Here is a 26,838-nt window from a genome sequence, read left to right as displayed (position 1 = left end):
ATGATATTAGAGAAATTAAAATCTATTTACGCGGAATTTAGCAATACAGATCAGCTTATTTCATATAAGCAGTTAGCTTCTGGTCATATTAATGACACATTTTTAATTGAAACGACAACAAATAATTTTTACATACTACAACAGATTAATCGAGGAGTTTTTAAGGATATTCCAGGATTAATAAATAACAAGGTTCTTGTTAGTAGGCATTTACGAAAAAAATTAGGATATCTAAATCCTAATGAATTAAAACGTCGCGTACTCTCATTTGTTGAAACAATTGAAGGTAATAATTATTGTCTTGACATCGATGGTAATTATTGGAATTTGATGATTTATATTAATGATAGTGTCACATTTGAAACAGTTAACTCTGCGAATGTTGCATATGAGGGCGGAAAGCTAATTGGTGATTTTCTGAATTTAACTAGTGATTTTGATGCTAGTCAATTAATTGAAGTTATTCCGAAATTTCATGATATGTCTTTTCGATTTACTCAGTTTGAAGAAGCGCTAAAGGTGGCCTCTGACGTAAGGTTGAAAAAAGCTCAAAAGTATATTGAATTGGTATGGTGCTTAAAAGATGAAATGCATATTATTCAAAAATTAAAAGAATCAGGAAAAATAAAATTAAGAGTAACACACAACGACACAAAAATATCAAACATACTTTTTGATAAGAATAATAAAGGACTTTGTGTTATAGATACGGATACTATAATGCCAGGTATAGTTCATTATGATTTTGGTGATGCCATAAGAACTATTTGTAATACTGCCACGGAAGATGAAAAGGATCTAGAAAAAGTAGCATTCAATATAGAATACTACAAAGCGTATGTTAAAGGATTTTTAGAACAACTTAAATCAGAGCTTACACCCAGTGCTATCAAATACCTTCCTTTAGGAGCTAAAACAATGATTTTCATCATGGCTTTACGTTTTTTAACAGACTATTTAAATCATGACATTTACTATAAAACAGCCTATCCAGAACATAATTTAGACCGTTCTAAAAATCAATTTAAATTGATTGAAAGTTTAGCAGATCAGTTTAAAGAAATGGAAATAATTAGCACTCAAATAAAATGAAAAATTATATTGTAACGGGTGGAGCAGGCTTTATAGGAAGTCATATTGTAGAATATTTGGTGCAAATGGGACATCAAGTTACCGTAATTGATAGTTTAAGAACGGGATTTGAAAAAAACCTAGAAGGATTAAATGTTCGGTTTTTTGAAGAAGATATTCGAAACAAGAAACAACTCGAGAGAATTATTACAAACACAAATGGTGTTTTTCATCTAGCAGCATTGGTTAGTGTACCAGAGTCTTTATTGAAAATTAAAGAATGTATAGACATCAATACTATAGGAACTTTAAATATTCTAGATGCTGCTAAGAATAATTTAAATTGTAAAGTAGTGCTTTCGACCTCGGCAGCAAATTATGGTGATAATTTAGTTTCTCCTAAAGTTGAAACGATGACTCCAGATCCGAAGACACCATATGCAATAACAAAATTAGATGGTGAGTATTATCTTAACATGTTCTCGGATCAATACAAAGTACCGACGATATCCCTCCGATATTTTAATGTATTTGGACCACGTCAAAATCCAAAATCCGCTTATGCCGCTGCAGTTCCAATTTTTATAAATAATGCTTTACAAAATAAAACAATCACAATTTATGGGGATGGATTGCAAACCAGAGATTTCATTTATGTAAAAGACGTGGTTAAAGCAAACATACTGGCTTCAAAAGTAGGAAAAGGAACTTTTAATGTAGCACTTGGTCACAGCACTTCAATTTTAGAATTGGCACAAAAAATTATTGAATTAACAAATTCAAGATCTGAGATACAATTTTTAGAAGAACGTTCAGGAGATATAAAACACTCAAAAGCCGATCCGTCTAAATTTAATGCATTGGGTTTTAAACCTGATTATTCAATAGAAGCCTCTTTAAAAGAAACTATAAAATTTTACGATGCACAATTAAGCGCTAAAATAAACTACTAAAACTAACATGATGACGAATAACAATCAAAAAAGCACGGTAATACCTATAGCAATAATAGCAGGCTTATTTTTTATTTTTGGTTTTGTAACCTGGATAAATGGCGCTTTAATTCCGTTTATGAAAACAATCAATGAATTAACCGATGCGCAATCTTATCTCGTAGCAACGGCTTCTTACATTTCATTTGTAGTTATGGCGCTCCCAGCTTCCTATATTTTAAAAAAAATAGGATATCGAAAAGGGATGTCTTTAGGACTTTTTATTATGGCTATTGGGGCATTAATTTTTATCCCTGCAGCAGAAGCAAGGACCTATTGGGTGTTTTTAACTGGAATTTTTATTCAGGGTTTAGGAATGACTTTGTTACAAACGGCTGCCAATCCTTACATTACAATTTTAGGACCTATAGAAAGTGGTGCTAAGCGTATAGCCATTATGGGCATAGCCAATAAAACAGCAGGCGCATTAGGATCTTTAATTTTTGGAGCCATATTATTATCAGGCATAGATGAAGTCAAAGCAAAATTATCCTCAGCTACGATACAAGAAAAAGGGGTGCTTTTGGATACAATGGCGGATAGTGTTTTTGTACCTTACATTGTAATGGCTATTGTTCTAGTTGTATTAGGAATTTTAATTCGAAAAGCGCCATTACCGAATGTTGAAGCCAACGAAACTACAGAAGTAAAAGACGGAACCCAGGTAAAAACGAGCATCTTTCAATTTCCACATTTATGGTTGGGAGTATTAGCCTTATTTGTATATGTAGGAGCAGAAGTTATTGCAGGAGATACTATTATTGCCTACGGAATATCTTTAGGATTTACAGGAGAAGAAGCAAAATTCTTTACGACTTATACACTTTTGGCTATGGTAGCTACTTATGCAATTGGGGTGTTTTTAATTCCGAAATATTTAAAGCAGCGAACGGCTTTAATTGCAAGTGCTTTTTTAGGGATTGTTTTTAGTATTTGCATTTTAAATACCACAGGATTTACCTCGGTACTGTTTGTAGCAGCATTAGGTATTGCCAATGCTTTGGTATGGCCAGCTATTTGGCCTTTAACTTTAATGGGTCTGGGTAAATTTACAAAAACGGCGTCAGCCTTATTAATCATGGCCATATCTGGAGGAGCTATTATTCCACCATTATATGGACGAATAGTTGATGCCAATAAACTTAATTTAATCACAAATGGAGTAGCAGAAAATACGGCCATTGCTGAAGCAGCTACGAGTAGTTATTGGATTTTAATTCCTTGTTACATCCTAATTCTCTTTTTTGCCATTTCGGGGCATAAACTTAAAAGTTGGAGAACCAAATAATATAAATTTTAACGCAAAAAAAATAAATATACGCTATGACTATAAGTAGTATTGATAAAGCAACAGGCTTTGAAAAAAGATTTGAAAATATAGGTACCATAGTTTATGAAAATTCTACTATAGCATCAAAGGCAGTAGCACAAGAAATTGCAAACCTTATCAAGGTTAAACAATCTCAAAAACAACCTTGTATATTGGGATTGGCTACGGGGTCTTCTCCAAAAGGCCTGTATGCTGAATTGGTGCGGCTACATAAGGAAGAAGGTTTAAGTTTTAAGAATGTCGTATCCTTCAATTTAGATGAATATTATCCAATGGAACCTGATGCTGTTAATAGTTATGTTCGTTTTATGAAAGAGCAATTATTTAATCATATTGACATATTACCTGAAAACTGCTACGTCCCAAATGGTTTATTATCTAAGGAAGAGATTGCTGATTATTGCGACCAGTATGAAGCAAAAATTGAAGCCTTGGGCGGTATAGACTTACAGATTTTAGGAATTGGAGGAAATGGTCATATTGGGTTTAATGAATCTGGTTCTCTTCAAAATTCAAAAACTCGCTTAGTAGCTCTAGATCATATTACTAGAGTGGCAGCTAGCGGTGACTTTGGCGGTTTAGAAAATACACCAAGAACTGCTATTACCTTAGGTGTTAAAAAAATCATGGAAGCGAAAAGAGTTATGCTTATGGCTTGGGGAGAAGGAAAATCCAATATTATTAAGGCTTCAGTAGAAAGTGAAGTAACCAGTAATATCCCTGCTTCTTATTTACAAGAACATCATAACGCAACTTTTGTTTTAGATAAAGCGGCGTCTTCAAAATTAACAAGAATTAATACCCCTTGGCTCGTTGAAAAAATTATTTGGACAGATAAACTAATTAGAAAAGCAGTATTAAGTTTAGCAATTCATTTAAAAAAGCCAATTTTGATGCTAACAGATGCTGATTATATTGAAAATGGCATGAGTGATTTATTGGCAGATTCAGGGCCTGCATATAATATTAACATTAAAATATTCAATAAATTACAACATACGATTACAGGTTGGCCAGGAGGGAAGCCAAATGCAGATGACAGCAATCGTCCTGAACGTGCAGAACCTGAAAAAAAGCGTGTGCTTATTTTTAGTCCACATCCAGATGATGATATTATTAGTATGGGCGGAACTTTTAAACGATTACATGAGCAAGGGCATGAAGTGCACGTTGGCTATCAAACGTCAGGTAATATTGCTGTTGCAGATGATGAAACACTTCGTTTTGCAAGTTTTGTTTGTGATTATAATGATAAGTTCGGAATAGAAAGTCTTGAATCCAAAGAAATCTATAAAAAAGCAGCAGCATTTCTTAAGAACAAAAAATCTAGTGAGATAGACACGGAAGAGGTAAGATTTATAAAGGGTTTAATTAGAAAAGGTGAGGCCAGAGCTACCTGTCATTTTGTAGGTATTCCAGATGAACAAATTCATTTTATGAATCTTCCTTTTTATGAAACGGGAGCTATAAAGAAAAATCCAATTGGTATTGCAGATGTCAAAATAACTTTAGACTTAATTGACAAAATAAAACCACATCAGATTTATGCTGCTGGAGATTTGGCAGATCCCCATGGGACTCATAAAGTTTGTTTAGATGCTATTTTCGCAGCTGTACAGGAATTAAAGTCAAAAAAATATATGAAAGATTGCTGGGTTTGGCTGTATAGAGGAGCATGGCAGGAGTGGGCAATAGATGAGATAGAGATGGCCATACCCTTAGGACCGGATCAAGTATTGGAAAAACGTAAAGGTATTTTTAAGCACCAATCACAAAAAGATGGTGTCGTGTTTCAAGGAGCCGATAGTCGAGAGTTTTGGCAACGCGCTGAAGATAGAAATAAAGAAACAGCTGATTTGTATGATGAACTAGGTTTATCACATTATGCAGCTATGGAAGCTTTTGTAAGATGGCATTTCTGATGGCGAACAAGCAAGTAAAATAGGTATATCTTAATAAATAAGTTTTTTAAAAAAATATTTTGTAATATGCTAATCGCGTCCTTCTGTCTAGAAAAATGAATTTGATTGGACTGTTGGTTTTTGAATAAAAATTGTTTCATAGTTTATAATAGGGATTATGATGCAATTAAATAGATCTTAATGCGCAGGTTACCCCATTTTTTTAGGAAGGAATGATTAAAATTAAGCAAATTTTAAAAATATATGTGTTCGAGCACATATTTATTCTAATTTGCATTGTCAATTAAATAAATTCATATATATTAGCAATATGCTAGGTTAGGATAGCACATAAATTAAGAACAACTATTTTTTTTTATAAAAATGTGCTCGAACACATAAAACCAAAATAAGCATTGAATTAAAACAATAGATGAAATATTCAGATTACAAAATAGAGGCTAAATTAAAATACAACACGCGTTTCAACTACATTAGAAAAATTGAACTGAAAGAATTACTAATTAACTAAATCATACCAAAATATGGAACAACTCAAGAAATTACGGGGTCAAGGAACTCTAAAATTTGATCCCAAAATGAAGCTTATGCTCATTTTATTATTACTATTTTTTATAAAAATTAATGCAGCAACATACGTACCAAATACGAATAGTTCTTTCAAATTAGAGAACGATGAAACAGGAAGCGTATTCAGACTAAATAATGCTAGTTTACAGCAAATAGAGATTACTGGAAAAGTGGTTGATGAAAATAATCAGCCATTACCTGGAGCCTCTGTAGTTCTAAAAGGCACTGTTAATGGGGTGACTACTAATTTTGACGGTGAATATGCAATAGCAGTACCAGAAGGAAGTACAACTTTAGTAGTGACTTATGTGGGTTATTTAGCTCAGGAAATACTGATTTCCAATCAAACCGAGATCAACATTAAAATGTCTCCTGATACCACCAGTTTAGAAGAAGTTGTTGTTGTTGGTTACGGTACCCAAAGAAAAAAGGATTTGGTAGGAGCAATCTCTTCGGTGAAAAGTGAAGAGTTGGTTTTATCATCAACGCCATCTATTGGACAAGCCTTGCAGGGGCGTGTTTCTGGTTTGCAGATTACTCAAAATAGTGCCCAACCTGGAGGCGGTTTGGATATTCAAATAAGAGGCGCAGGTTCAATTAATGCAAGTAATCAACCATTAATTGTTGTCGATGGATTTCCTATAACTGATTTTCAACAACCAGGAAGTGGTAATATTTATGATGGTGGAACACAGAATATATTAAATTCATTCAACCCAAATGATATTGCATCTATTGAAGTTTTAAAAGATGCAAGTTCTACTGCAATTTATGGTGCAAGAGCTGCAAATGGAGTTATTCTGATCACAACAAAGAAAGGTAAAACAGGGAAAGTGCAAGTAGATTATTCATCCTCTTTTTCATACCAAGCCTATAATGATGATTATGATGTTTTGGATTTAAAAGAATGGATGCAATTGCGAAACGAAGCAGCTTTCGAAAATTGGGCTTTTCAAAATAGAATTGCTCCCTATAGCAATAGAACTTTAGAAGAAGCAATCTCAAGTCCAGTGAATGGTGTCGCTTTTACCCGTTTCTATTCTGATGAACAAATTAGAAATGCTGGTACAGGTACAGATTGGCTAGGTTTGGTTACAAGAAACGGAAGTATTCAACAACATAACATTGCCGTACAAGGAGGTTCAGAATCTACAAAATATTATCTCTCGGGAAACTTATTTGAGCAAAAAGGGGTTCCTAAAAATTCTGCTTTCGAAAGATCATCATTGCGTTTAAATATTGACCAAAAAATAAATGATTATGTGAATTTGGGTGTAAATATGACCTTGAGCCGCATAAATAATGACAACACACAATTAGGTGATCAACCATTTGAAAATTCAGGAATTATTCGGTCTGCAATTCAACAAAGTCCTATCATCGAAGCAATTGATGCCTTTGGTAATTATCCGACAAATCCCGATAATGCAGTGGAACCAAATCCTTTTTCGCTGCTTACGATAACGGATAAAGGTGTTATTGATAGAACATTAACAAACTTTTACTTAGAACTTAAGCCTATAACTGGTTTAACTGCGCGTGTTCAAGCGGGTATAGATCAAGGAGGTGGAAGTAGAAATACGTACTTACCTAGAACTACATTGAGAGGGGAACAAGTAAATGGTAGAGCGTCGATAAGTAATAATAGAAAGAATGATAAATTATTAGATATTACACTTAATTATACCAAAACGATTTTAGAAGATCATAGCTTAAACTTTCTACTAGGTTATTCACAACAATCATTCAATTCAGAAGCTTCTTCAGCGGGAAACACAGATTTCATTACCGACGCTTTTTTATGGAATAACCTGAATGCAGGTGCGGGGGTAAAAACATTAAGCTCAACTAAATTAGAAAATAACTTTGTTTCCTATTTTGGTCGTATTAATTATGTTTATAAGGATCGCTATATTTTTACCTCAACCGTTAGAAAAGATGGAGCAAGCGTTTTTGCTGACAATAATAAATATGGAATATTTCCATCGGTTGCTATTGGTTGGAATTTAGCCGAAGAATCTTTTATAAAAGATAATACAAATAAAATATCTCAATTAAAATTAAGAGTTGGATATGGTGAAACGGGTAACGCAGATATAGGAGGAAATGCTTTTGCTGCTTATTTCGCAAATCCTGCCTATTTAAATCCTGACGAATCATTATTAGTAGGTGTTTTTGCTTCTCGTTTGGCCAATCCAGATTTAAAGTGGGAAACAACCACCGAGTTGAACCTAGGATTAGATTTTGGTTTTTTTAATCAAAGATTTTCCGGATCAATTGAAGTATATAATAAACAAATTTCAGATTTGTTACAACTAAAACCTATCAACTCCTATAATGAAATAAATACGGTTTGGGCTAATGTTGGTACAACTCAGAGTAAAGGGGTAGAACTTACACTGAATACAGTAAACGTAGCTTCTAAAGACTTTTCTTGGAATAGTACTTTTATATTTTCTAAATATGATGATCGTTGGAAAGAGCGCGCTCCTGATTTTAAGCCTTCGGTTTTTGAAAGTGAAGATGATCCAATTAGAGCGCAGTTCACCTATTTGTCAGATGGGATTATGCAGGCCGGTGAAACTGTAGTTGCCCAACCTGATTTATTTCCAGGACAAATTAAACTGAAAGATATAAACGGGTTTCAAAGAGATAGTTTTGGAAATCCAGTTGTGGATGAAAACGGAGTATTCTTACGAACTGGAGAAGCAGATGGTATAATTGATCAAGCCGATATTGTACTTTTAGGTTCTTCAGATCCCGATTTTATTGCAGGTTTTAGCAATACTATCCGCTATAAGAATTTTTCATTAAATTTCAATTTTAATGGAATGTTTGGGCGTAAAATTGTTGACCAGACTGACTTTGCTTATGGAGTAACAGCAGTGGGTGTTGCAGCGAATGGACGAAATGCTTTAAGAAGTGTTTTAGACCGTTGGACTCCTGAAAACCCTTCAACAACTAGACCTGCATCGCATTACGGTTTTTCTCAATACGATTCGGGTGATTTCTTTTTACAGGATGCCTGGTTTATTAGGCTTCAAAATGTTTCATTAGGTTATGCCTTACCCCAAAAATGGTTTGGAAAATATATTTCTGGTGGCAATATCAGATTGGATGGACAAAATCTTTTTGTAATTACTCCTTACAATGGTATTGATCCTGAAACAGATGCATATACCGCCGCATATCCAAATGTTAGAACCTTCACTTTAGGAATTGATTTAAAATTTTAATAAAATAGTGTAGATATGAAAAATTTCAAAATATATATTCTTAGTTCATTACTAATAATACTTTCTGGATGTGATCCAGAATTAAAATCTGTTAATTTTGACGAAATTAATCCTAGTATTTTTCCTTCATCTGAAGCGGATGTACAAGCATTAGTTGTCGCAGCTTATTTCCCTTTAAGAGGTGGTTATGCCAATGGGATACATGCGACAGCGGAAACAGGTCTTATGTTTACATTAGATGCAACAACCGAAATATTACAAGGACCTTACGGACAACAACAGCAAGCCACATTGCATAGTTATAATCCAACCTTAACTGCATTTACGCGGTATTATGATGTCTTTTATAATCAAATTAGTTCAATGACCTTAAACATTGATCGTATTGAAAATTCAGATATCAATGAAAATGTAAAAAAAGCTGGAATTGCAGAGATTAAATGTGCTCGAGGCCTTCTTGCCTATGAACTTTTTGATATGTATGGAGGTTTGGTTATTGCTCCTCTTGAGGTATTACAAAATCCATTAATTGAAAATCCATTAGCGAGATTAAGTGAACAGCAAACCGTAGATTTTATAGAAAATGATCTTTTAGATGCCGCTGAAGATTTACCAACTCCAGATGAGGCTGTTTATGGTCGCTTTAGTCAAGGTATGGCTAGAATGCTATTAATTAGATTGTATTTACATCAAAAAAGATGGGCCGATGTAGAAACACAAGCCAACTTAATCATGCAAATGAATCATTATGAATTAGATCCTGATTATGTTGGTTTATGGCAAGTTAATGCCCCAATTGAAAGTAAAGAAGTAATATGGGCTGTACCTGCTGATTATGCTGGCACAAGTGAAAATCAATGGCAACTTATGGCGGCACCCAATAACTTTCCTGGAGTTCAAGGTTTTGGAACGGTACAAAGTTCTTGGCAATTTTATGATTCTTTTGAGACAAATGATGTAAGAAAAACAAATTTGATTGCGGAATATACTGGAACTGATGGAGTTCTTTATAATAGATCCAATCCGGCCAACGTAATGCAATTAGGTCCTATACCATTAAAAATTGGTTTAGATCCACAGTTGCCAGGTTTAACAACCATCGATATGATTATTTACCGGTATGCAGATGTATTGTTATCCAAAGCAGAAGCTTTGGCTAATAAAACAGGAACACCTTCTCAAGAGGCCATAGATTTAGTGAATGAGGTTAGAAATAGAGCAGGTTTAGATGATATTATCTTGGCGGATTTTGCGGATATTGACTCGTTTAATACAATGATACTTCTTGAAAGATCTCATGAATATTGGTGTGAAAATGGGCAGTATCGATCTGATTTAATTAGACATGGGAAATACACTGAATATGCTAATGCTCTTAATGGAGTTGCTAGTCAAAGTGCTCCATACAAAGCATTATTCCCATTTTCTTTAGCCCGTATAAGTGAAGGAAAAGGTAATTTTTTACAAAATCCTGGATACAACTAATTTAAGATGACCAAAAGACTGTTTAACTGTTTTGGCAAAAAAACAGTCTTTTTAAAATCTTATGGACAAGAAAGAGAAAAATATGGACTCTAGAAGAAATTTTATAAAGAAATCTGCAATCGTTGGAACGGGTATTACCTTATTACCAGGTTTTACTTTTGGTATGGATTCAAATAAAGAAAAATTAAAGGTAGGATTAATAGGTGTTGGACTCCGCGGAACTAACCATCTAAATAATTTACTTTTAAGAAATGACGTAGACATCACTGCCATTTGCGATGTTGATCCTACAAGAATCACCCGCGCAACGGAGTTAATTACAAGTAAAAAATTTAAAAAACCAATAGTCTTTGGTAAAGATGATTATGATTACAGGAATCTTTTAGCATTGGATAATGTAGATGCAGTTATTATTGCTACGCCTTGGTTATGGCACACTCGAATGGCAAAAGATACTATGAGAGCTGGTAAATATACTGGTTTAGAAGTTTCTGCTGCAAATACAATGGAAGAATGCTGGGACTTAGTCAATACACATGAAGAAACAGGAACCCATTTAATGATCCTTGAGAATGTGAATTATAGAAGAGACATCATGGCTGTATTGAATATGGTAAAGCAAGATGTATTTGGAGAATTAATTCATTTTAGATGTGGATATCAACATGATTTACGTCATATAAAATTTAATGATGGAATTAATCCTGAACACGTTGGTGCTGAATTTGGCGATAAAGGAATTTCCGAAGCAAAATGGAGAACCCAACATTCACTATTAAGAAACGCCGATGTTTATCCAACTCATGGTATTGGGCCAATAGCGGCAATGTGTAATATTAATAGAGGAAATAGGTTTTCTTCAATTACGTCCCATGCGACAAAAGGTATTGGATTACATAATTATATAGTTAAAGTTGGTGGTGAAAATCATCCAAATGCCAAACTAAAATTTAAGCTTGGCGATGTCATTACATCAACCGTTGAAACCACCAATGGAGAAACTATACTAATTACTCATGACACCAATCTTCCTAGACCCTATTCGTTGGGATTCAGAGTCCAAGGGGCAAATGGACTATGGGAAGATGATGGAAATAGAATTCACATTGATGGTACAACAGAAGCTCATCAATGGGATGTTGCAGATAAATGGTTGGAGAAATACGACCATCCATTATGGCAAAAATATGGAGAATTGGCTAATGATTCTGGACATGGAGGTATGGATTTCTTTGTGATTAATGCATTTGTGGAAGCTGCTAAATTAAATGTTGCCCCTCCAATGGATGCTTACGATGCTGCCGCCTGGAGCGCTATTACACCTCTTTCAGAAATGTCTATTGAGAATAATGGAGAACCTCAAAATTTTCCAGACTTTACCAGAGGCACTTGGGTGAAAAGAACGCCATACAACTGGATGAAAAATAATTATTAATAAAAAAATAAAGGATGAAATTTTTAACCGTTGGATTACTTTTTTTAATGGTCAACTCTAGTTGTCAAAGCAATGGAGACAGTCCAAATGAGGAAACAGAAGAAATAGGAATAAATAAAATATCATACACTGTTTCGAATGATGTTTTTTCAAATCCCGAAAGAGGCTTTATGCATTCGTTGTCAGTTGCTTCTGAAGGTACGCCTTTAAACGAAGTATACTTAGCGAATCTTAAAGGTGAAAATGTAACCCTCATTTTAAGATTATATAATCTTGAAAAATTCAAGGAAACAGCTTTAAGTGAAACTCAACTAAATCTCATTAAAACAGATTTCGAACGTTTGCGAAATGCTGGAATTAAATGTGTACTTCGTTTTGCCTATAACGAAAATCAGGAGAGTACAGATGCTGCTCTAAACGTTATTGAAACACATTTAGATCAGTTGAAACCAATATTCGCAGTAAATGCAGATGTTATTGCTTTTGTACAAGCTGGATTTATAGGTTCTTGGGGAGAATGGTATTACACTACAAACGGATTAACATCGATTGAAAATAAAAAAGCAGTGATGACGAAACTATTGGATGCTTTTCCGCCGGAAATTAAAATCCAATTGCGAACACCACTCTATAAGCAACAAATATTTAATTATTCCTCAGCAATGAATGCCGATGTGGGCTATAGTCTTTCGGATATAGCAAGAGTAGGTTTTCATAATGATTGCTTTTTAGCTAGTTCAAATGATTATGGTACCTATGAAAATGTAATCATTGAAAAACAATTTATTAGTCAAGAAGCTTTGTATGTTCCAACTGGTGGCGAAACCTGTCCTCCTTCAGGAATTCCTCTAGCCACATGTCTAACAGCTACTAGTGAGATGGAACTGCTAAAATGGACCTATTTAAACCTAGACTATTATGGACCAGTTTTACAAGGTTGGAAAGATGCCAATTGCTTTAACGATTTTCAGCGAAAACTAGGTTATAGATTGGCTTTTCAAAGTGCTGAGTTTTCCAATATGGCCAGTTCCAGTTTTCAAATTAATGTCACCATAAATAATATTGGTTTTGCACCAGTATACAATACAAAGAATACAAACCTTGTATTTCGTTCAAAGACCACTGGCGCTATTTACAAGAAAAAATTAACTTTTGACGTGCGCAAAGTAATACCTAAAATAAGCTACAATTTAAGCGAAACTGTTTCCTTAAGTAATATTCCTGCGGACACTTATGAATTATTAATGGAAATTAATGACGCTTCTTCAGAATTAGCCGAAAGAAATGAATATAAAATTCGATTAGCAAATACAAACGTTTGGGAGGCAGAAACTGGTTTTAATAAATTAGGTCATACACTAATTATAAATTAAATACGAAAACTAAACATTCTAAAAAATACTCATTATGAAAAATTTAAAAAAAATATTTTACCTACTTTTTCTTACCTTAGGAATAGGCTGTTCAAATGACGATAATACAACAGAAAATGAAAATATGCCCGTTGCTGACTTTTCATTCACAAGTGATGGTAGTACATTTACGTTTACAAATCTTTCTACAAATGCAGAAGCCTATCGTTGGGATTTTGGAGATCTTAACTTCTATTCTTATGATAAAGATCCCGTATACACCTATAATATTAAAGGAGGCGAATTAACCGTTTCTCTTACCGTTTTTAATGCAGATGGACAAGAAGCTTATATTGCTAAAACCATAGAGGCTCCAATTATTATTAATGCTGACATTACGATTGATGGAGATTTTGAAGATTGGGATGTGGTTCCTGTGGCAGCTGAGTTTCCAGAAACGAACCGCTCTATTAAATTGATGAAATTTTACACAAAAGGCCCAAAAATTTACATTTATTTTCAAGGTGGAACTACTATGGAATTACCCGTGATAGATATGATGTTTAATACAGACATGAATTCAGCAACAGGTTATAATGAAAATTGGAATATTGGAGCGGAATTTCTTTATGAAGGTCCAGCTGTTATTCCAGGATGGGGATCATTTTACGAGCATGTAGGTCCTGGAAATGGATTTTCTTGGAACCCTATACCTTCTCCTGAATTTAGAGGATCGGGTGTTGTAAGTATAGATGCATCCACCAATGCTGTAGAATTTAGTGTACCGAAAAGTTTTTTCGGCACCGTTGGCGAGACTGTTGATTTTGGAGTTTTTGTTAGTTACGGTGCGGAGATTTATCCAGATCCTTCAGGTGCCCCAATTGTGATAGAAATTCAATAAAATTGAAGTAAAAAATAAAGTTGAGTGAGTTTGTTTTTTGATTCCTTAGCGAAGCATACGCGATAGCGTATTCGCTAAGGTGATCAAAAAAAATTAAATAGGCATTCACAAGTTAAAGATCTTAGCATAAAGTAATGGTCGCTTTTCCAAGCAAGAAATTAAAATCCGATAAAACACTCTTTTCAAGTAGTTTATCCATGGTCAAAATACTAGAATGTAAGATCATGTATTTTTTAAGAGCTAGGAATCTCAAATAGAGTAAATTATGAAAAGTACTTCAAACGCAAATAGAATACAATCTATTGATGCTTTAAGGGGTTTTGATATGCTTATGATTATTTTTGCAGATCGATTTTTTTATACGTTAAATAAAGGTGCAGAAAATTCTTTTACAGCAGAACTTGCTAAACAATTTGAACACCCTGAATGGTTTGGTTTTCATTTTTATGATATTATAATGCCTTTGTTTCTATTTTTAGTAGGTGTTGTCATACCTTTTTCCTTAGAAAAAAGAAACGCCCAAATTCGTTCTAAAAAGCTTTTATATCCGCATCTACTTAAACGTTTTGTAATTCTCTTTATTTTAGGATGGATTGTCCAAGGAAATCTTCTTTCTTTTGACATTAATCAATTTAAAATTTATAGCAATACCTTGCAAGCCATAGCAGTAGGTTATCTATTCTCTTGCTTTTTTTATATAAATTTTAGTAAAAAAGTTAGATATCTTTTATTTTTTGTATGCCTTATTGTTTACAGTTGTTTGTTGGAATTTATAGCTATTCCAGGAATTGGAAAGAGCGAATTACTGCCTGACAAAAATATTGCTTTATATATTGATCACTTAGTTTTTGGACGTTTCGATGATGGTTATCAGTATACATGGCTTTTAACAGGACTAGGTTTTATCGCAACTACATTATCGGGGCTATTTGCTGGGGAATTATTGCGATTACATTGGAAAAAAGAAAAAATAGTATTATATCTAGTATTCATTGGAGTTACTGCAATTTGTCTCAGCTCAATATTGAATATTTGGCACCCCATTGTAAAAAAAATATGGACAAGTACTTTCGTATTATTCTCCTCCGGATTATGTTATCTATTGTTAGCCTTATTTTATTGGATTATAGATATTAAAGGTTATGTTAAATGGAGTTTGCCTTTAAAAATTATCGGTATTAATGCTATAACGGCCTATGTGGCTTCTCACATTATTGACTTTCCTTCAATAGCCAAACAATTACTTTTTGGCTTTGAACAGTTTTTGGGAAAATACTACGACGCTTTTACCACACTTGGAGGATTTGCAATCCTTTATCTAATACTATGGTATATGCATAAAAATAAAACATATATAAAAATTTAATCCTACGTAATTACCTGAAGTATTAAAATCACAGAATTAGTGTTCAAAAGAAGCAAATTCTAAAAAAATAGGATCAGTCTAATTTTTTATAAAAAAATGCCCAATCATAGCAGTCATCTTAAATATTATTCTTGGGAACAAGTCGGAAAGCTTAAGGAGGTGTCCAGTTTTGAGCATTTATTGAATTGGATCAGTGGAGAATTTGAATTAAATCTTCAACTGGATGAGGAAATTTTTAAAGTATATTTCCCTAACGGTTTTTTTACTGTTCAAAAAACAATTTTTTATAAAATGGATTTTGAATACAGAATTGTAATTAAAAGCAGGTGTAAAAAAACAGGAATTCATATTCATGACAAAATTGAAAAGCTTGTGCTTCATTACATTAATTCAAGATTAAATAGAAATAAATTAAAATTAACAACTATATAATTTCCATAGTAATATTTATGAAGTAAATATCTAAAATTTATAATCCTGTCTAGGACAATAGCTATTATAAATGGAATTGATGTATTATACGAGTAGTCACTAATGACACTATTACTTTTGAAACATCGGTTTGGAAATTTAAGTCTAAATTTATTACCAAGACTAAGACGCACTATAGGTAGCTAATATTTTTCAAACATTGTATTGTAAGTTAGCTAATGAAAAACTTAACTTAAATGGTTTTAAATTTTAAATATGAGAAATAATGGAGAAATTATACTTTTATATATAGAATTTTCATAAGATTTCTATATTCATTCAAGAAACTTAAGAAGAACTGAGCTAAAAATCATGAAGTATTCAAGTGCTTTCATAAAATAGATAGTTATTTGTTTTGCTTTAAAACCAAGTAATATTTATCTTTATAAGACCAGTTAGTAAAGTAATTTATTTTAAGTTCATTTATAGTTACGTCAACAAATCGGCTAACAGCTAGTTTTTGAAATTTATAAATGATTGATATATAACATTTTGAAGAGGTGGGTAGGCTTCCTGCCACCCCGACTAAAAAAAGCCTAAAAATCAAATTTGATTTTTAGGCTTTTATATTTTAGGAAACGTATTCATTACATATAATTAAAATTTAGCGTAGTACAAACAACATTTTTTTCAGGCAAACCTTTTAAATATTTTCAACTAAGCGAATATAATTTATCTTTGCGCTACAAAATACTTTTTAGAATTGCTGAACTCACTCTCCATACAGAATTATGCTTTGATAGACCACCTCAAGGTGTCTTTTACAAACGGTTTTACTATTATTACTGGTGAAACTGGCGCAGGAAAATCTATTTTATTGGGCGGTCTTGGCTTGGTTTTGGGAAATAGGGCTGATTTGGGCGCTTTGCGTGACGCAACTACAAAGTGTATCATTGAAGCAAATTTTGACGTTGAAAAATATGACTTAAAAACCTTTTTTGAGGAAAACGATTTAGATTACGAGCCTAAAACTATTATTCGAAGAGAAATATTACCAAGTGGTAAATCAAGAGCCTTTATCAATGATTCTCCTGTTACACTTGATGTTTTATCGCAATTAGGGGACAGTTTAATCGACATACATTCTCAACATCAAACCTTACAATTAGCCGATAATGATTTTCAACTAAAAGTTATTGATGCTTTAGCAGATAATAGCGCATTGTTACTTGTTTATGGCGATCAATTGGTATCGTACCAGAAGTCCGAAAAATCTTTAAAAAAGCTGTTGGCTTTTCAAGAAAATGCCACAAAAGAATATGAATACAATAGTCACCTCTTAAAAGAATTAGAAACGGCACCTTTAAAGCAAGGGGTTATTGAAGAATTAGAGGAACAATACGAGCAATTAAGTAATGTGGAAACTATTGTTGAGCAACTCTCCAAAGGGCACCAGTTGTTAAATGATGAACAGGTGGGTGTTCTAACCGCGATGACCGAATTGAAACTAGCATCGAACAAATTGGCCACTTTTGGAAGCCAATTCGAAACCTTAAATGAACGAATTTTATCTGCATTTTTAGAATTGGATGATATTTCTTCGGAGTTGGATGTTTTACAAGAAAAAACAGAAGCTAATCCTTTGCTTTTAGAGGAAATAAACAGCAAGCTCCAACTTTTATATAATCTTCAAAAAAAGCATGGAGCCACGGATATTGCGGAGCTCATTGCCATACGAGAAAGTTTGTCAGAAAAAGTGAGCGCAACAGAAAATGTAGCTTTAGATATTAAAAAAGCAACACAAGAGCTAGTCACTAAAGAAAAGGATTTGGAGGCTATTGCTTTAAAAATAAGAGAAAATCGCATAAAAATAATTCCAGTATTACAAAAACAGTTAACGGAAAGTCTTTCTCAACTAGGAATGCCAAGCGCTAGCTTTAAAATAGAAATTCATCCTTCTGAAATATTTACGAACAAGGGTAAAGACGCCTTGCTTTTTCTTTTTGCGGCCAATAAAGGCTCAAGTTATGGCGATTTAAAGAAAGTAGCCTCAGGTGGCGAATTATCAAGAATAATGTTAACGATTAAAGCCATATTAGCACGGTATGAGCAATTACCTACGATGATGTTTGATGAAATTGATACTGGAGTTTCTGGAGAAATTTCCAACAAAATGGGAGACATTATGCAAGCCATGAGCACTACAATGCAAGTTTTTTCAATTACCCATTTACCGCAGGTGGCGGCAAAAGGGGCAAGTCACTTTAAAGTTTTTAAAGAGGAGGAAGGGATGATAACCAATACCAAAATGAAAAAGCTGAGTAGCGATGAGCGTATTATAGAATTGGCAGAAATGTTAGGAGGTAAAAATATCTCAGATTCTGCAGTAGCCCACGCGAAACAATTATTAGGCTAATAAATACAAGATACAATCAGAAATACACAGAAGAATAAATAGTATTGAAATTTTAATATCTTTACAGCATTAAAATAGAATACAAAAACATAAAAAATGGCATATAACCTATTAAAAGGAAAAAAAGGGATCATCTTTGGCGCCTTAGATCAAAATTCTATCGCTTGGAAAACAGCAGAACGCGTTCACGCAGAGGGAGGCACTTTTGTGTTAACGAATGCACCAATAGCGATGCGAATGGGTCAAATAGATGAACTTGCGAAAAAAACAGGCTCTCAAATTATTCCTGCAGATGCTACAAGTCAAGAAGATCTACAAAACCTAGTCGAAAAAGCCACTGAAATTTTAGGAGGTAAATTAGATTTTGTTTTACACTCCATAGGTATGTCGGTAAATGTTCGTAAAGGAAAACATTATACCGATGAAAATTATGATTTTACGGCTAAAGGCTGGGATGTTTCTGCACTTTCATTTCATAAAGTAATGCAGACCTTGTACAAAGCTGATGCTATGAATGAGTGGGGTAGTATTGTGGCTTTAACCTATATGGCGGCGCAACGTACCTTTCCAGATTACAATGACATGGCAGATAACAAAGCTTATTTAGAGTCTGTAGCACGTAGTTTTGGGTACTTTTTCGGAAAAGAGAAAAACGTACGCGTAAATACTATTTCTCAATCGCCCACACCAACTACGGCAGGCCAGGGTGTTAAAGGTTTTGATGGTTTTATCAGTTATGCTGAAAAAATGTCACCTTTAGGTAATGCGTCTGCACAAGATTGTGCTGATTACACCGTAAGTTTGTTTTCAGACCTTACGAAAAAAGTAACCATGCAGAATTTATTTCATGATGGTGGTTTTTCAAACACTGGGGTAAGTCAAGAGGTTATAGATTATTTTACAAACTAAAAAGTATACATACAAACCAAAAGCCATTCGAACCTTCGAGTGGCTTTTATGTTTATAGCTATAGCAAATGAATTTATTTTTTTCCTTTATTATTCCCGTTTACAACCGGCCTAACGAAATTAAAGAACTTTTAGATAGTTTGTTATTACAAACCTATAAGCAGCCTTTCGAAGTGGTAATTATTGAAGATGGTTCTACCCTAAGTTCAGAGAATATACTCTTAGACTATACTGATTCTTTAGCGATCACCTACTTTAAAAAGGCCAATAGTGGTCCTGGAGATTCTCGTAATTATGGAATGAAAAGGGCAAAGGGTAATTATTTTATAGTGCTAGATTCGGACTGTATTTTGCCACCACAATACCTTTCAGAAGTTCATAATGCCTTAGAAATAGATTTTGTGGACTGTTATGGAGGTCCTGATGCGGCGCACGAATCATTTATCCTAGTTCAAAAGGCCATTAATTATGCGATGACTTCCTTTTTAACAACAGGTGGTATTCGAGGTGGAAAAACTTCTATTGATAAATTTCAACCTAGAAGTTTTAATATGGGGATTTCTAAGCATGCTTTTGAAACTACAGGGGGGTATGGTCGTATTCATCCGGGTGAAGACCCAGATTTAACCATACGAATTTGGAAAGAAGGTTTTAAAACAAAATTAATTCGAAAGGCTTTTGTATACCACAAAAGAAGAATAGATTGGAATAAATTTTACACTCAGGTCAATAAATTTGGTATGGTACGACCCATCTTAAACCACTGGCATCCTGAAACAAAAAAAATTACCTATTGGTTTCCAACACTTTTCTGTTTAGGATTTTTATTTGGACTCCTGTTCTTAGCTTTTGGAGTAAGTTTTTTATTGTATTTTTATGTGGTTTACTTTTTGCTTTTGTTTATTGATGCTTTCCTTAAAACTAAAAGCCTCGCTATTGCCTTGTTAGCCTTATCAGCCGTTTGTATTCAGTTTGTAGGATACGGTTATGGATTCTTAAAATCAACCATTTTACTTAACTTTACCAACAAGAACCCTGAAGATATTTTTCCTAAGCTATTCTTTAAAAAATAGAATGATCCTATGAAGCGAATTAAAATCGCACTTAAAAAAAGAAAGATAAAAATCTTCTTGATTTTTCTTTTAGTGTCTAGTTTGGCTTGGTTTATTAGCGAGTTGTCGGGTAATTATACCGGCAGTGCTGTTTTTGATATTGTGTATACCAATAGTCCTGACAGTTTACTTTTTGTAGGTGCTTCTCAAGATAAAATAGATGTAAAATTAAGGGCCAGTGGGTTTTCATTCTTGAGATTTAATTTTGGAAATAAAAAAATCACTATTGATGTTTCAAAAGCGCAACTAAAAAGCGGAAATTATATAGTTCCTAAGCGTGTGTACCAATTTCAAATAGAACAGCAATTACCGCAATCTATGGAATTGGTTAGTATCTACAACGATGATACTATCATTTTGGAATTATATCCATTATTTACGAAAAAGATACCTGTTATTTCAAAATTAGAGCTGAGTTTAAATCAAAACTATATGTTAGATACAACGCTAAAAATTACTCCTGATAGTATTCTTGTTAGAGGGCCTAGAAAAGAGCTTGATAAAATTAAAAGCATCAATACCACAGCTAAGGAAATAGCGGATATTGCTGATGATTTTTCAGAAAAATTGGCTTTAGTTATTCCACCAAAAACAGACAACCTTAGGTATTTTACAAAAGAGGTGGAAGTCTACGGAAAAGTAGCACGCTTTTCAGAAAAAATCATTGAAGTTCCCATAATAGTGGTGAACTTGCCTAAGGATTACGACATAAATATTATTCCGAATATCGTTTCTGTTTTATGTAAAGCAAAGATTGACGATTTAAAACAATTGAAAGCATCAGATTTTACGGTTATTGCAGATTATGAGGCACGAGCTGATAAAGAACAACAAACTTTGTTATTAGCGTTAAAAACCTATCCTCAGGTATTAAATGAACCTAAGCTACTCACTAAGGAAGTGCGTTTTATTTTAAAAAGAAAGTAATGGTTGTTGGTCTAACAGGAGGAATTGGTAGTGGTAAAAGTACGGTAGCTGAGCTTTTTGAAGCTTTGGGCGTTCCTGTTTATAGCTCTGATAAGGAAGCAAAAAAATTAATGACTAGAAAAAAAATTCGAAAACAAATTAGTTCTCTTTTAGGAGAAAAGGCATACCTCGAAGGTGAATTGAACAGACAATTTATTGCAGCTAAAGTTTTTAATAACGCCAGTTTATTAGGGGAATTAAATAGTATAGTGCATCCGGCGGTAAAAAACCATTTTTTAGCTTGGAAGAACAAACAAAACTATCCCTATGTGATTCAGGAAACTGCTATTCTTTTCGAAAATGGTTTAGAGGGGAGGTTCGATAAGATTATTTTAGTTACCGCTCCAGAAAAAGTCAGAATCAATAGGGTTACAAATAGAGATAAAGTTACTGTTGAGGAGGTAAAAGCAAGAATAGCGAATCAATGGGGCGATGAAGAAAAATCAAAAAAGTCAGATTTTATCATAAATAACATCGATTTAACGGAAACAACTAAAAAAGTACATGAAATTCACAATCAACTTCTTAAATTATGTAAATAACCTAACTAATTTTAACATTTGTGTTAAGGTTAGGTTAAACGCATCCACTACTAACTGTTAAATTTATAATTTTACCTCAAAATGAACAAGCGTTTATTTATTCTTCTAGTAGTCTTGATGAGTATATCTTTAATAGGGATCATATTTGTTCAAGGATACTGGATAAAACAATCAGTGGAAGATAAGGAAGAGCAATTTTCTACCACGGTCACCGAAATTTTAAACACGGTCACGGCGAAAATTGAAAAAAGAGAACTTGCGGATTATACCAATGAGCTATTTAAAATTAAAGATAGTTTTGGAAATCAAGTAAAGGCTCCAGATTTATTGAAGAATTTATTTTTTGTAGAAAGAGATTTAAATTCTAATGAAATAACTTATTATTCACATGGTATCTTAGAAGAGAGTTACTCGATACCAAATACGATCTTTGACAACTCCAATATTGGTTTAATTAATGATTCATCATTGATTAAGAATTTTACGAGTATTCGAAATAAAACTATTTTTAAAGAAGAATTTGGACTTGACGGCAAATCTTTATCCTTGTCTCCTGTTCAAAAATTAGAAAAAATAGGAGGCTTAAGTGCAATTGAGAAAGCAGCTTTTGAGGATGTGTTCAAAGAAAAAGCTAAGAATCAGGCCATACACACAAGAATTAGTAAGCAAGAAATAGAGCTTCTCGTTGGCCAAGAGCTTAAAAATAGAAATATTGATACAGAATACGAATACGGGATTTATAGTAAAGGCTTGCCCACGAAAGTGAAATCAAGAAAATTCAAATTTGCAAAATCGAAACTGTATGCTTATCCCATTTTTAAAGATTCAGAAGGAGAAAGTAGCTTTACCTTGTTACTAACTTTTCCATCGAAGAAAAAGTTTTTGATTAAGACTATTTTGCCCATGGCAATTTTATCCTTGCTTTTTACCTTAGTAATTCTATTAGCATACACCAGTGCCATTTACCAATTGATACGACAAAAACAAATTTCTGAAATCAAATCAGACTTTATCAATAACATGACACATGAGTTTAAAACGCCCATTGCCACCATTAATTTAGCGGTAGAAGCCATTCGAAATCCGAAAATAATTGATGATAAAGAAAAGGTTTACCGGTATCTTAATATGATAAAAGATGAAAATAAACGAATGCACGCTCAGGTTGAGAATGTCTTGAGAATATCAAAATTAGAAAAAAATCAGTTAGATATTAGTAAGGATAGGGTAGACGTTCACGACATAATACACGATGCTGTTGCTCATGTAGAATTAATTGTAGCCGATAGGGGTGGTTATATCAACCTGCACTTAGAATCAGAACGCAGTGAAGTTTTGGCAAGTGATATGCATTTTACAAACGTCGTGGTCAATATCCTAGATAACGCTATAAAATATTCGCCAGAAGCACCAAAAATTGATGTATACACAGAGTTGGCTAATACGAGTATTATTATAAAAATAAAAGATCAAGGTTCCGGAATGAGTAAAGCGGTTTTGAAAAAAGTTTTTGAAAAGTTTTACAGAGAGCATACCGGAAACATACATAACGTAAAAGGTCACGGTTTAGGCTTGGCTTACGTAAAAAAAATAGTTGAAGATCACCAGGGAGAGGTCTATGTTGAAAGCGAGAAAGGTAAAGGAAGTACTTTTTACGTAAAACTGCCCTTAATATAAAAAGTAATTATGGAAACAGTAAATAAAAAAATCCTTTTGGTAGAGGATGATCCAAATTTTGGAATAGTACTTAAAGACTACTTGTCAATGAACGACTTTGATGTGGTTTTGGCAAAAAACGGAATGGAAGGTTTTGAAAAATTCAAGAAAGACACCTATGATATCTGTATTTTAGATGTCATGATGCCGTATAAAGATGGTTTTACCTTAGCAAAAGAAATACGAGAGAAGAACGAACATGTTCCTATTGTTTTCTTGACCGCCAAAACCATGAAAGAAGATGTGTTAAAAGGATATAAGGCTGGTGCCGATGATTACTTGAACAAACCTTTTGATTCAGAAGTGTTGTTAATGAAATTGAAAGCTATTTTGCAACGAAAGGCATCAAGTACCTTGGCAGATAGTCGTAAGTTCGAATTTACTATCGGTCAGTTTCAGTTAAACTCTAAACTGCGGTTTTTAAAGTTTAAAGATCACGAATCCATAAAACTATCTCCCAAAGAAAATGAGCTTTTACGCTTATTGGCTTTGCATGAGAACGATTTAATGCCGAGAGAATTGGCCTTAACCAAAATTTGGAGAGACGATAACTATTTTACATCTCGAAGTATGGATGTATATATCGCAAAACTCAGAAAGTATTTAAAAGTTGATGATACCGTTGAAATTTTAAACATTCACGGAGAAGGTTTTAGATTAGTGGTTAAGACGGAGAACGCAGAATAATATACCTATCACAGTATTCAAAAGGCAGTTTTTTTAACTGCCTTTTTTTGTGTCTAAAAAAAATTAAAAGGAAAACTCTAGTTTAACCTCTAAATAAGAAAAAACGACTTTTTAGCTCTTCAATAGCGGTTGCTTTATTCGTCGTAATATAGTTTAAAGCTTCATCCGTAAATTCTTGTCCTTTCTCGGTGAGTGAAACAATACCCTCCGAAACTTGTATTAAATTGTTTTTTATAGCCAAATCTAAAACTGTTTTTGCACGTACTTTTTGCCAGTTGATATGTTCCCGTAAATGATTAACATGGCGTTCCCTAGGCTCAGCATGATTTTGTAAGTGCAATAAAAAAACAAGTAAAGAAACTTCTACGCGCTGTTGCTTTTCCTGAAAATAGCCTGATAAAACACCTTGTTTAGGAGCAAATAAATAAACGAGTAGAAATAAAAAGCCCAATACGGTGGTCATAGATCCTGCAATAGAAGCATTTAATATATTTGCCATCCAATAACCTCCAATAGCAGCAAAAACACCAAAACCACAACTTAATAGGATCATTTTTTTTAAATCATCCGTGAGCAAATAGGCAGTGGCCGCTGGTGCTATAATTAAAGCCACCACAAGCACAGCGCCTACCGCATCAAAAGCGCCGACAACAGTGATAGAAGAAACCGTCATAAGACCATAATGCAATAACACAGGAGAGAAGCCCAAAGTGGTAGCTAAGCCTTTATCAAAAGTACTTAGTTTAAGTTCCTTGAAAAATAAGAAGAGTAGTAGTAGTGTACTCAAAAGTATGGTTCCAATAACCCAAAGCGATTTAGGACCCATGTCTGTTTCACCCAAGATGAACCGATCAAAAGGAGCAAAGGCCAATTCCCCTAAAAGTACTGCATCAATGTCTAAATGCACATCATTGGCGTTTTTAGCAATCAGGATAACACCAATACTAAAGAGTGCAGGAAATACTAGACCGATAGCCGTATCTTCTTTTACCAAGCCAGTTTTCTGAATATATTCGACTAAAATAACGGTTATAACACCAGTAAGCGCAGCCAATAAAATAAGTAAGGGCGAGTTGAGATCTTGGGTAATAAAAAAGCCTAAAACAATACCAGGTAGTATTGCATGACTGATGGCATCACTAATCATGGCCATTTTTCGTAGTACTAAAAAAGCACCAGGAATGGCACACGCCACAGCCACTAAAGCCGCAATGGCTTGTATTTCTATTTGCGTGTTAGTCATTTTCTTGTCCTAATTGGTTGTACATGGTTGCAGCTTCATTAAATCCTTTTTCGGTCATGGCCCATAAGTTTCCTTCAATATGAATGAACTCTTGTTCTTCAAGTTTTGTTAAGGTTTTTCTGGTAAATCCTTGAAAATTATTCAAAATTCGTATGGCGTGCGGATGTGAAACATTTTCGTGATTTGCAGCGATATGATACATAAACGTCAAGGTTTTTTTTAAATGCAATTCTCTTCGATTTTTACGAAAGCGCAACTCTCGGAATAATAACCCACGTTTGGGAGAAAAAATGAAGGAAATAATGACAAAAGTAGAAGCCACTAATACAATTACTGGACCCGTAGATAGGTTGTTTTGACTCGCACTAATAGCCGTGCCAAATACGCCAGAAAAAGCGCCGAAAATTGACGCTAATATGATCATAGTGCCTAGGCTATTGGTCCATTGTCGGGCAGCAGCGGCTGGCGCTAAAAGCATAGCGCTCATAAGCACTACACCAACAGTTTGGAGGCCTAAAACAATGGCTAATACAATAAAAGTGGTAATTAAAATATCTAAAAACCGTACATTAAAACCCAATGTTTTGGTATAATCAGCATCAAAGAGTAACAATTTTAATTCTTTCCAAAATAAGAGCAACACGAGTAAGCTAATGCCTGTAATTAAGGCCATCATCCAAACATCTTTTTCCATGAGTGTTGCCGCTTGACCGAACAGGTATTTGTCAAGACCTGCTTGATTTGCATTCGGCATTTTTTGAATGAAGGTGAGTAGCAACATCCCAAAACCAAAAAACAAAGAGAGAATTAAACCTAATGCCGTGTCACTTTTTAATCGGGTTCGTTTTACGATGCCCTTGATCCAGAACGTACCTAGGAGGCCACTAATTAAAGCGCCTAATAATAAAACATTAACCTCTTTAATGCCCGTAATTATAAAAGCCAATGCAATTCCTGGGAGCGCTGCATGTGAAATGGCGTCACCTAATAAACTTTGTTTACGCAATACAGCAAAACTACCTAACATGCCACAAATAGCCCCTAAGACAGCTGTACCTAAAGTAATGGTTCGTAGGGTGTAGTCCGTAAAGAAATCAGTTAGTTCCATTGGTTGTTTCTAGTTTAAGGTTTCTAGTTTCTAGTTTCTAGTTTCAAGTTTGTCCAGTTGTACATTTAA

Annotated in this window: 20 protein-coding genes; 18 read left to right on the top strand and 2 right to left on the bottom strand. The window is 33.9% G+C overall.

From position 1 onward, the window contains the following. The 18 genes from GQ45_RS04100 to GQ45_RS04015 all read left to right on the top strand — a co-directional run bounded on the left by GQ45_RS04100 (position 1) and on the right by GQ45_RS04015 (position 24,418). The gene (locus GQ45_RS04100) at positions 1-1,092 is read left to right on the top strand and encodes a phosphotransferase enzyme family protein (RefSeq protein ID WP_047415345.1); all 1,092 of its coding nucleotides are present in this window, start codon (positions 1-3) and stop codon (positions 1,090-1,092) included. Then, positions 1,089-2,024 (top strand): NAD-dependent epimerase/dehydratase family protein, encoded by a 936-nt coding sequence (locus GQ45_RS04095; RefSeq protein ID WP_047415343.1) that lies wholly within the window; start codon positions 1,089-1,091, stop codon positions 2,022-2,024. Before GQ45_RS04100 ends, GQ45_RS04095 begins: the two co-directional genes overlap by 4 nt. 10 nt (positions 2,025-2,034) lie before the next feature. Further along, the gene (locus GQ45_RS04090; RefSeq protein ID WP_052188115.1) at positions 2,035-3,351 is read left to right on the top strand and encodes a sugar MFS transporter; all 1,317 of its coding nucleotides are present in this window, start codon (positions 2,035-2,037) and stop codon (positions 3,349-3,351) included. A 35-nt stretch (positions 3,352-3,386) separates the two neighbouring features. Beyond that, positions 3,387-5,315: a glucosamine-6-phosphate deaminase gene (gene nagB / locus GQ45_RS04085; RefSeq protein ID WP_047415340.1), complete on the top strand. Its 1,929-nt coding sequence runs from the start codon at positions 3,387-3,389 to the stop codon at positions 5,313-5,315. A gap of 524 nt (positions 5,316-5,839) precedes the next feature. Next, positions 5,840-9,121 carry a TonB-dependent receptor gene (locus GQ45_RS04080; RefSeq protein ID WP_197056919.1) on the top strand — a complete coding sequence of 1,094 codons (3,282 nt, stop codon included), beginning with the start codon at positions 5,840-5,842 and terminating at the stop codon, positions 9,119-9,121. Between the two features lie 15 nt (positions 9,122-9,136). Further along, a complete protein-coding gene (locus GQ45_RS04075; RefSeq protein ID WP_047415338.1) occupies positions 9,137-10,606 on the top strand; it encodes a RagB/SusD family nutrient uptake outer membrane protein in 1,470 nt (489 codons plus the stop codon). Positions 10,607-10,667: 61 nt separating this feature from the next. Beyond that, positions 10,668-12,041: a Gfo/Idh/MocA family protein gene (locus GQ45_RS04070; protein WP_369798268.1), complete on the top strand. Its 1,374-nt coding sequence runs from the start codon at positions 10,668-10,670 to the stop codon at positions 12,039-12,041. A gap of 14 nt (positions 12,042-12,055) precedes the next feature. After that, entirely contained in the window at positions 12,056-13,414 is a 1,359-nt protein-coding gene (locus tag GQ45_RS04065) for a DUF4832 domain-containing protein (RefSeq protein WP_047420012.1), read from the top strand. A gap of 34 nt (positions 13,415-13,448) precedes the next feature. Then, a complete protein-coding gene (locus GQ45_RS17485) occupies positions 13,449-14,294 on the top strand; it encodes a PKD domain-containing protein (RefSeq protein WP_052188114.1) in 846 nt (281 codons plus the stop codon). A 265-nt stretch (positions 14,295-14,559) separates the two neighbouring features. Further along, positions 14,560-15,660: an acyltransferase family protein gene (locus GQ45_RS04055; RefSeq protein WP_047415336.1), complete on the top strand. Its 1,101-nt coding sequence runs from the start codon at positions 14,560-14,562 to the stop codon at positions 15,658-15,660. 96 nt (positions 15,661-15,756) lie between these two features. Continuing rightward, complete coding sequence (locus GQ45_RS04050; protein WP_047415334.1) at positions 15,757-16,092, top strand: hypothetical protein; 336 nt, start codon at positions 15,757-15,759, stop codon at positions 16,090-16,092. Between the two features lie 742 nt (positions 16,093-16,834). Next, a complete protein-coding gene (gene recN, locus GQ45_RS04045) occupies positions 16,835-18,487 on the top strand; it encodes a DNA repair protein RecN (protein WP_047415332.1) in 1,653 nt (550 codons plus the stop codon). 96 nt (positions 18,488-18,583) lie between these two features. Then, positions 18,584-19,396, top strand: a complete 813-nt coding sequence (locus GQ45_RS04040; RefSeq protein ID WP_047415331.1) for an enoyl-ACP reductase — start codon at positions 18,584-18,586, stop codon at positions 19,394-19,396. A 67-nt stretch (positions 19,397-19,463) separates the two neighbouring features. Continuing rightward, positions 19,464-20,468: a glycosyltransferase family 2 protein gene (locus tag GQ45_RS04035; protein ID WP_047415329.1), complete on the top strand. Its 1,005-nt coding sequence runs from the start codon at positions 19,464-19,466 to the stop codon at positions 20,466-20,468. A gap of 9 nt (positions 20,469-20,477) precedes the next feature. Then, on the top strand, positions 20,478-21,434 hold the full coding sequence (locus GQ45_RS04030; protein WP_047415326.1) for a YbbR-like domain-containing protein: 957 nt from the start codon (positions 20,478-20,480) through the stop codon (positions 21,432-21,434). Next, positions 21,434-22,015 carry a dephospho-CoA kinase gene (gene coaE / locus GQ45_RS04025; protein WP_047415324.1) on the top strand — a complete coding sequence of 194 codons (582 nt, stop codon included), beginning with the start codon at positions 21,434-21,436 and terminating at the stop codon, positions 22,013-22,015. Before GQ45_RS04030 ends, coaE begins: the two co-directional genes overlap by 1 nt. Before the next feature lie 81 nt (positions 22,016-22,096). Beyond that, positions 22,097-23,692: a sensor histidine kinase KdpD gene (locus tag GQ45_RS04020; protein ID WP_047415322.1), complete on the top strand. Its 1,596-nt coding sequence runs from the start codon at positions 22,097-22,099 to the stop codon at positions 23,690-23,692. Between the two features lie 9 nt (positions 23,693-23,701). Next, positions 23,702-24,418 (top strand): response regulator transcription factor, encoded by a 717-nt coding sequence (locus tag GQ45_RS04015; protein WP_047415321.1) that lies wholly within the window; start codon positions 23,702-23,704, stop codon positions 24,416-24,418. Between the two features lie 82 nt (positions 24,419-24,500). Here GQ45_RS04015 and GQ45_RS04010 read toward each other — a convergent pair whose 3' ends face one another. Both GQ45_RS04010 and GQ45_RS04005 read right to left on the bottom strand, forming a co-directional pair. Next, positions 24,501-25,661, bottom strand: coding sequence for a metal ABC transporter permease (locus GQ45_RS04010; protein WP_047415319.1), 1,161 nt, complete (start codon positions 25,659-25,661; stop codon positions 24,501-24,503). Continuing rightward, on the bottom strand, positions 25,654-26,769 hold the full coding sequence (locus GQ45_RS04005; protein WP_047415317.1) for a metal ABC transporter permease: 1,116 nt from the start codon (positions 26,767-26,769) through the stop codon (positions 25,654-25,656). The genes GQ45_RS04010 and GQ45_RS04005 overlap by 8 nt, the downstream gene beginning before the upstream one ends. Positions 26,770-26,838 lie beyond the last annotated feature (69 nt).

This window comes from Cellulophaga sp. Hel_I_12 (assembly GCF_000799565.1).
In the GTDB taxonomy this organism is placed as follows: Bacteria; Bacteroidota; Bacteroidia; order Flavobacteriales; family Flavobacteriaceae; genus Cellulophaga.
Note: the sequence above shows the minus strand (reverse complement) of the source record. Positions and strands in the feature narration are given on the sequence as shown.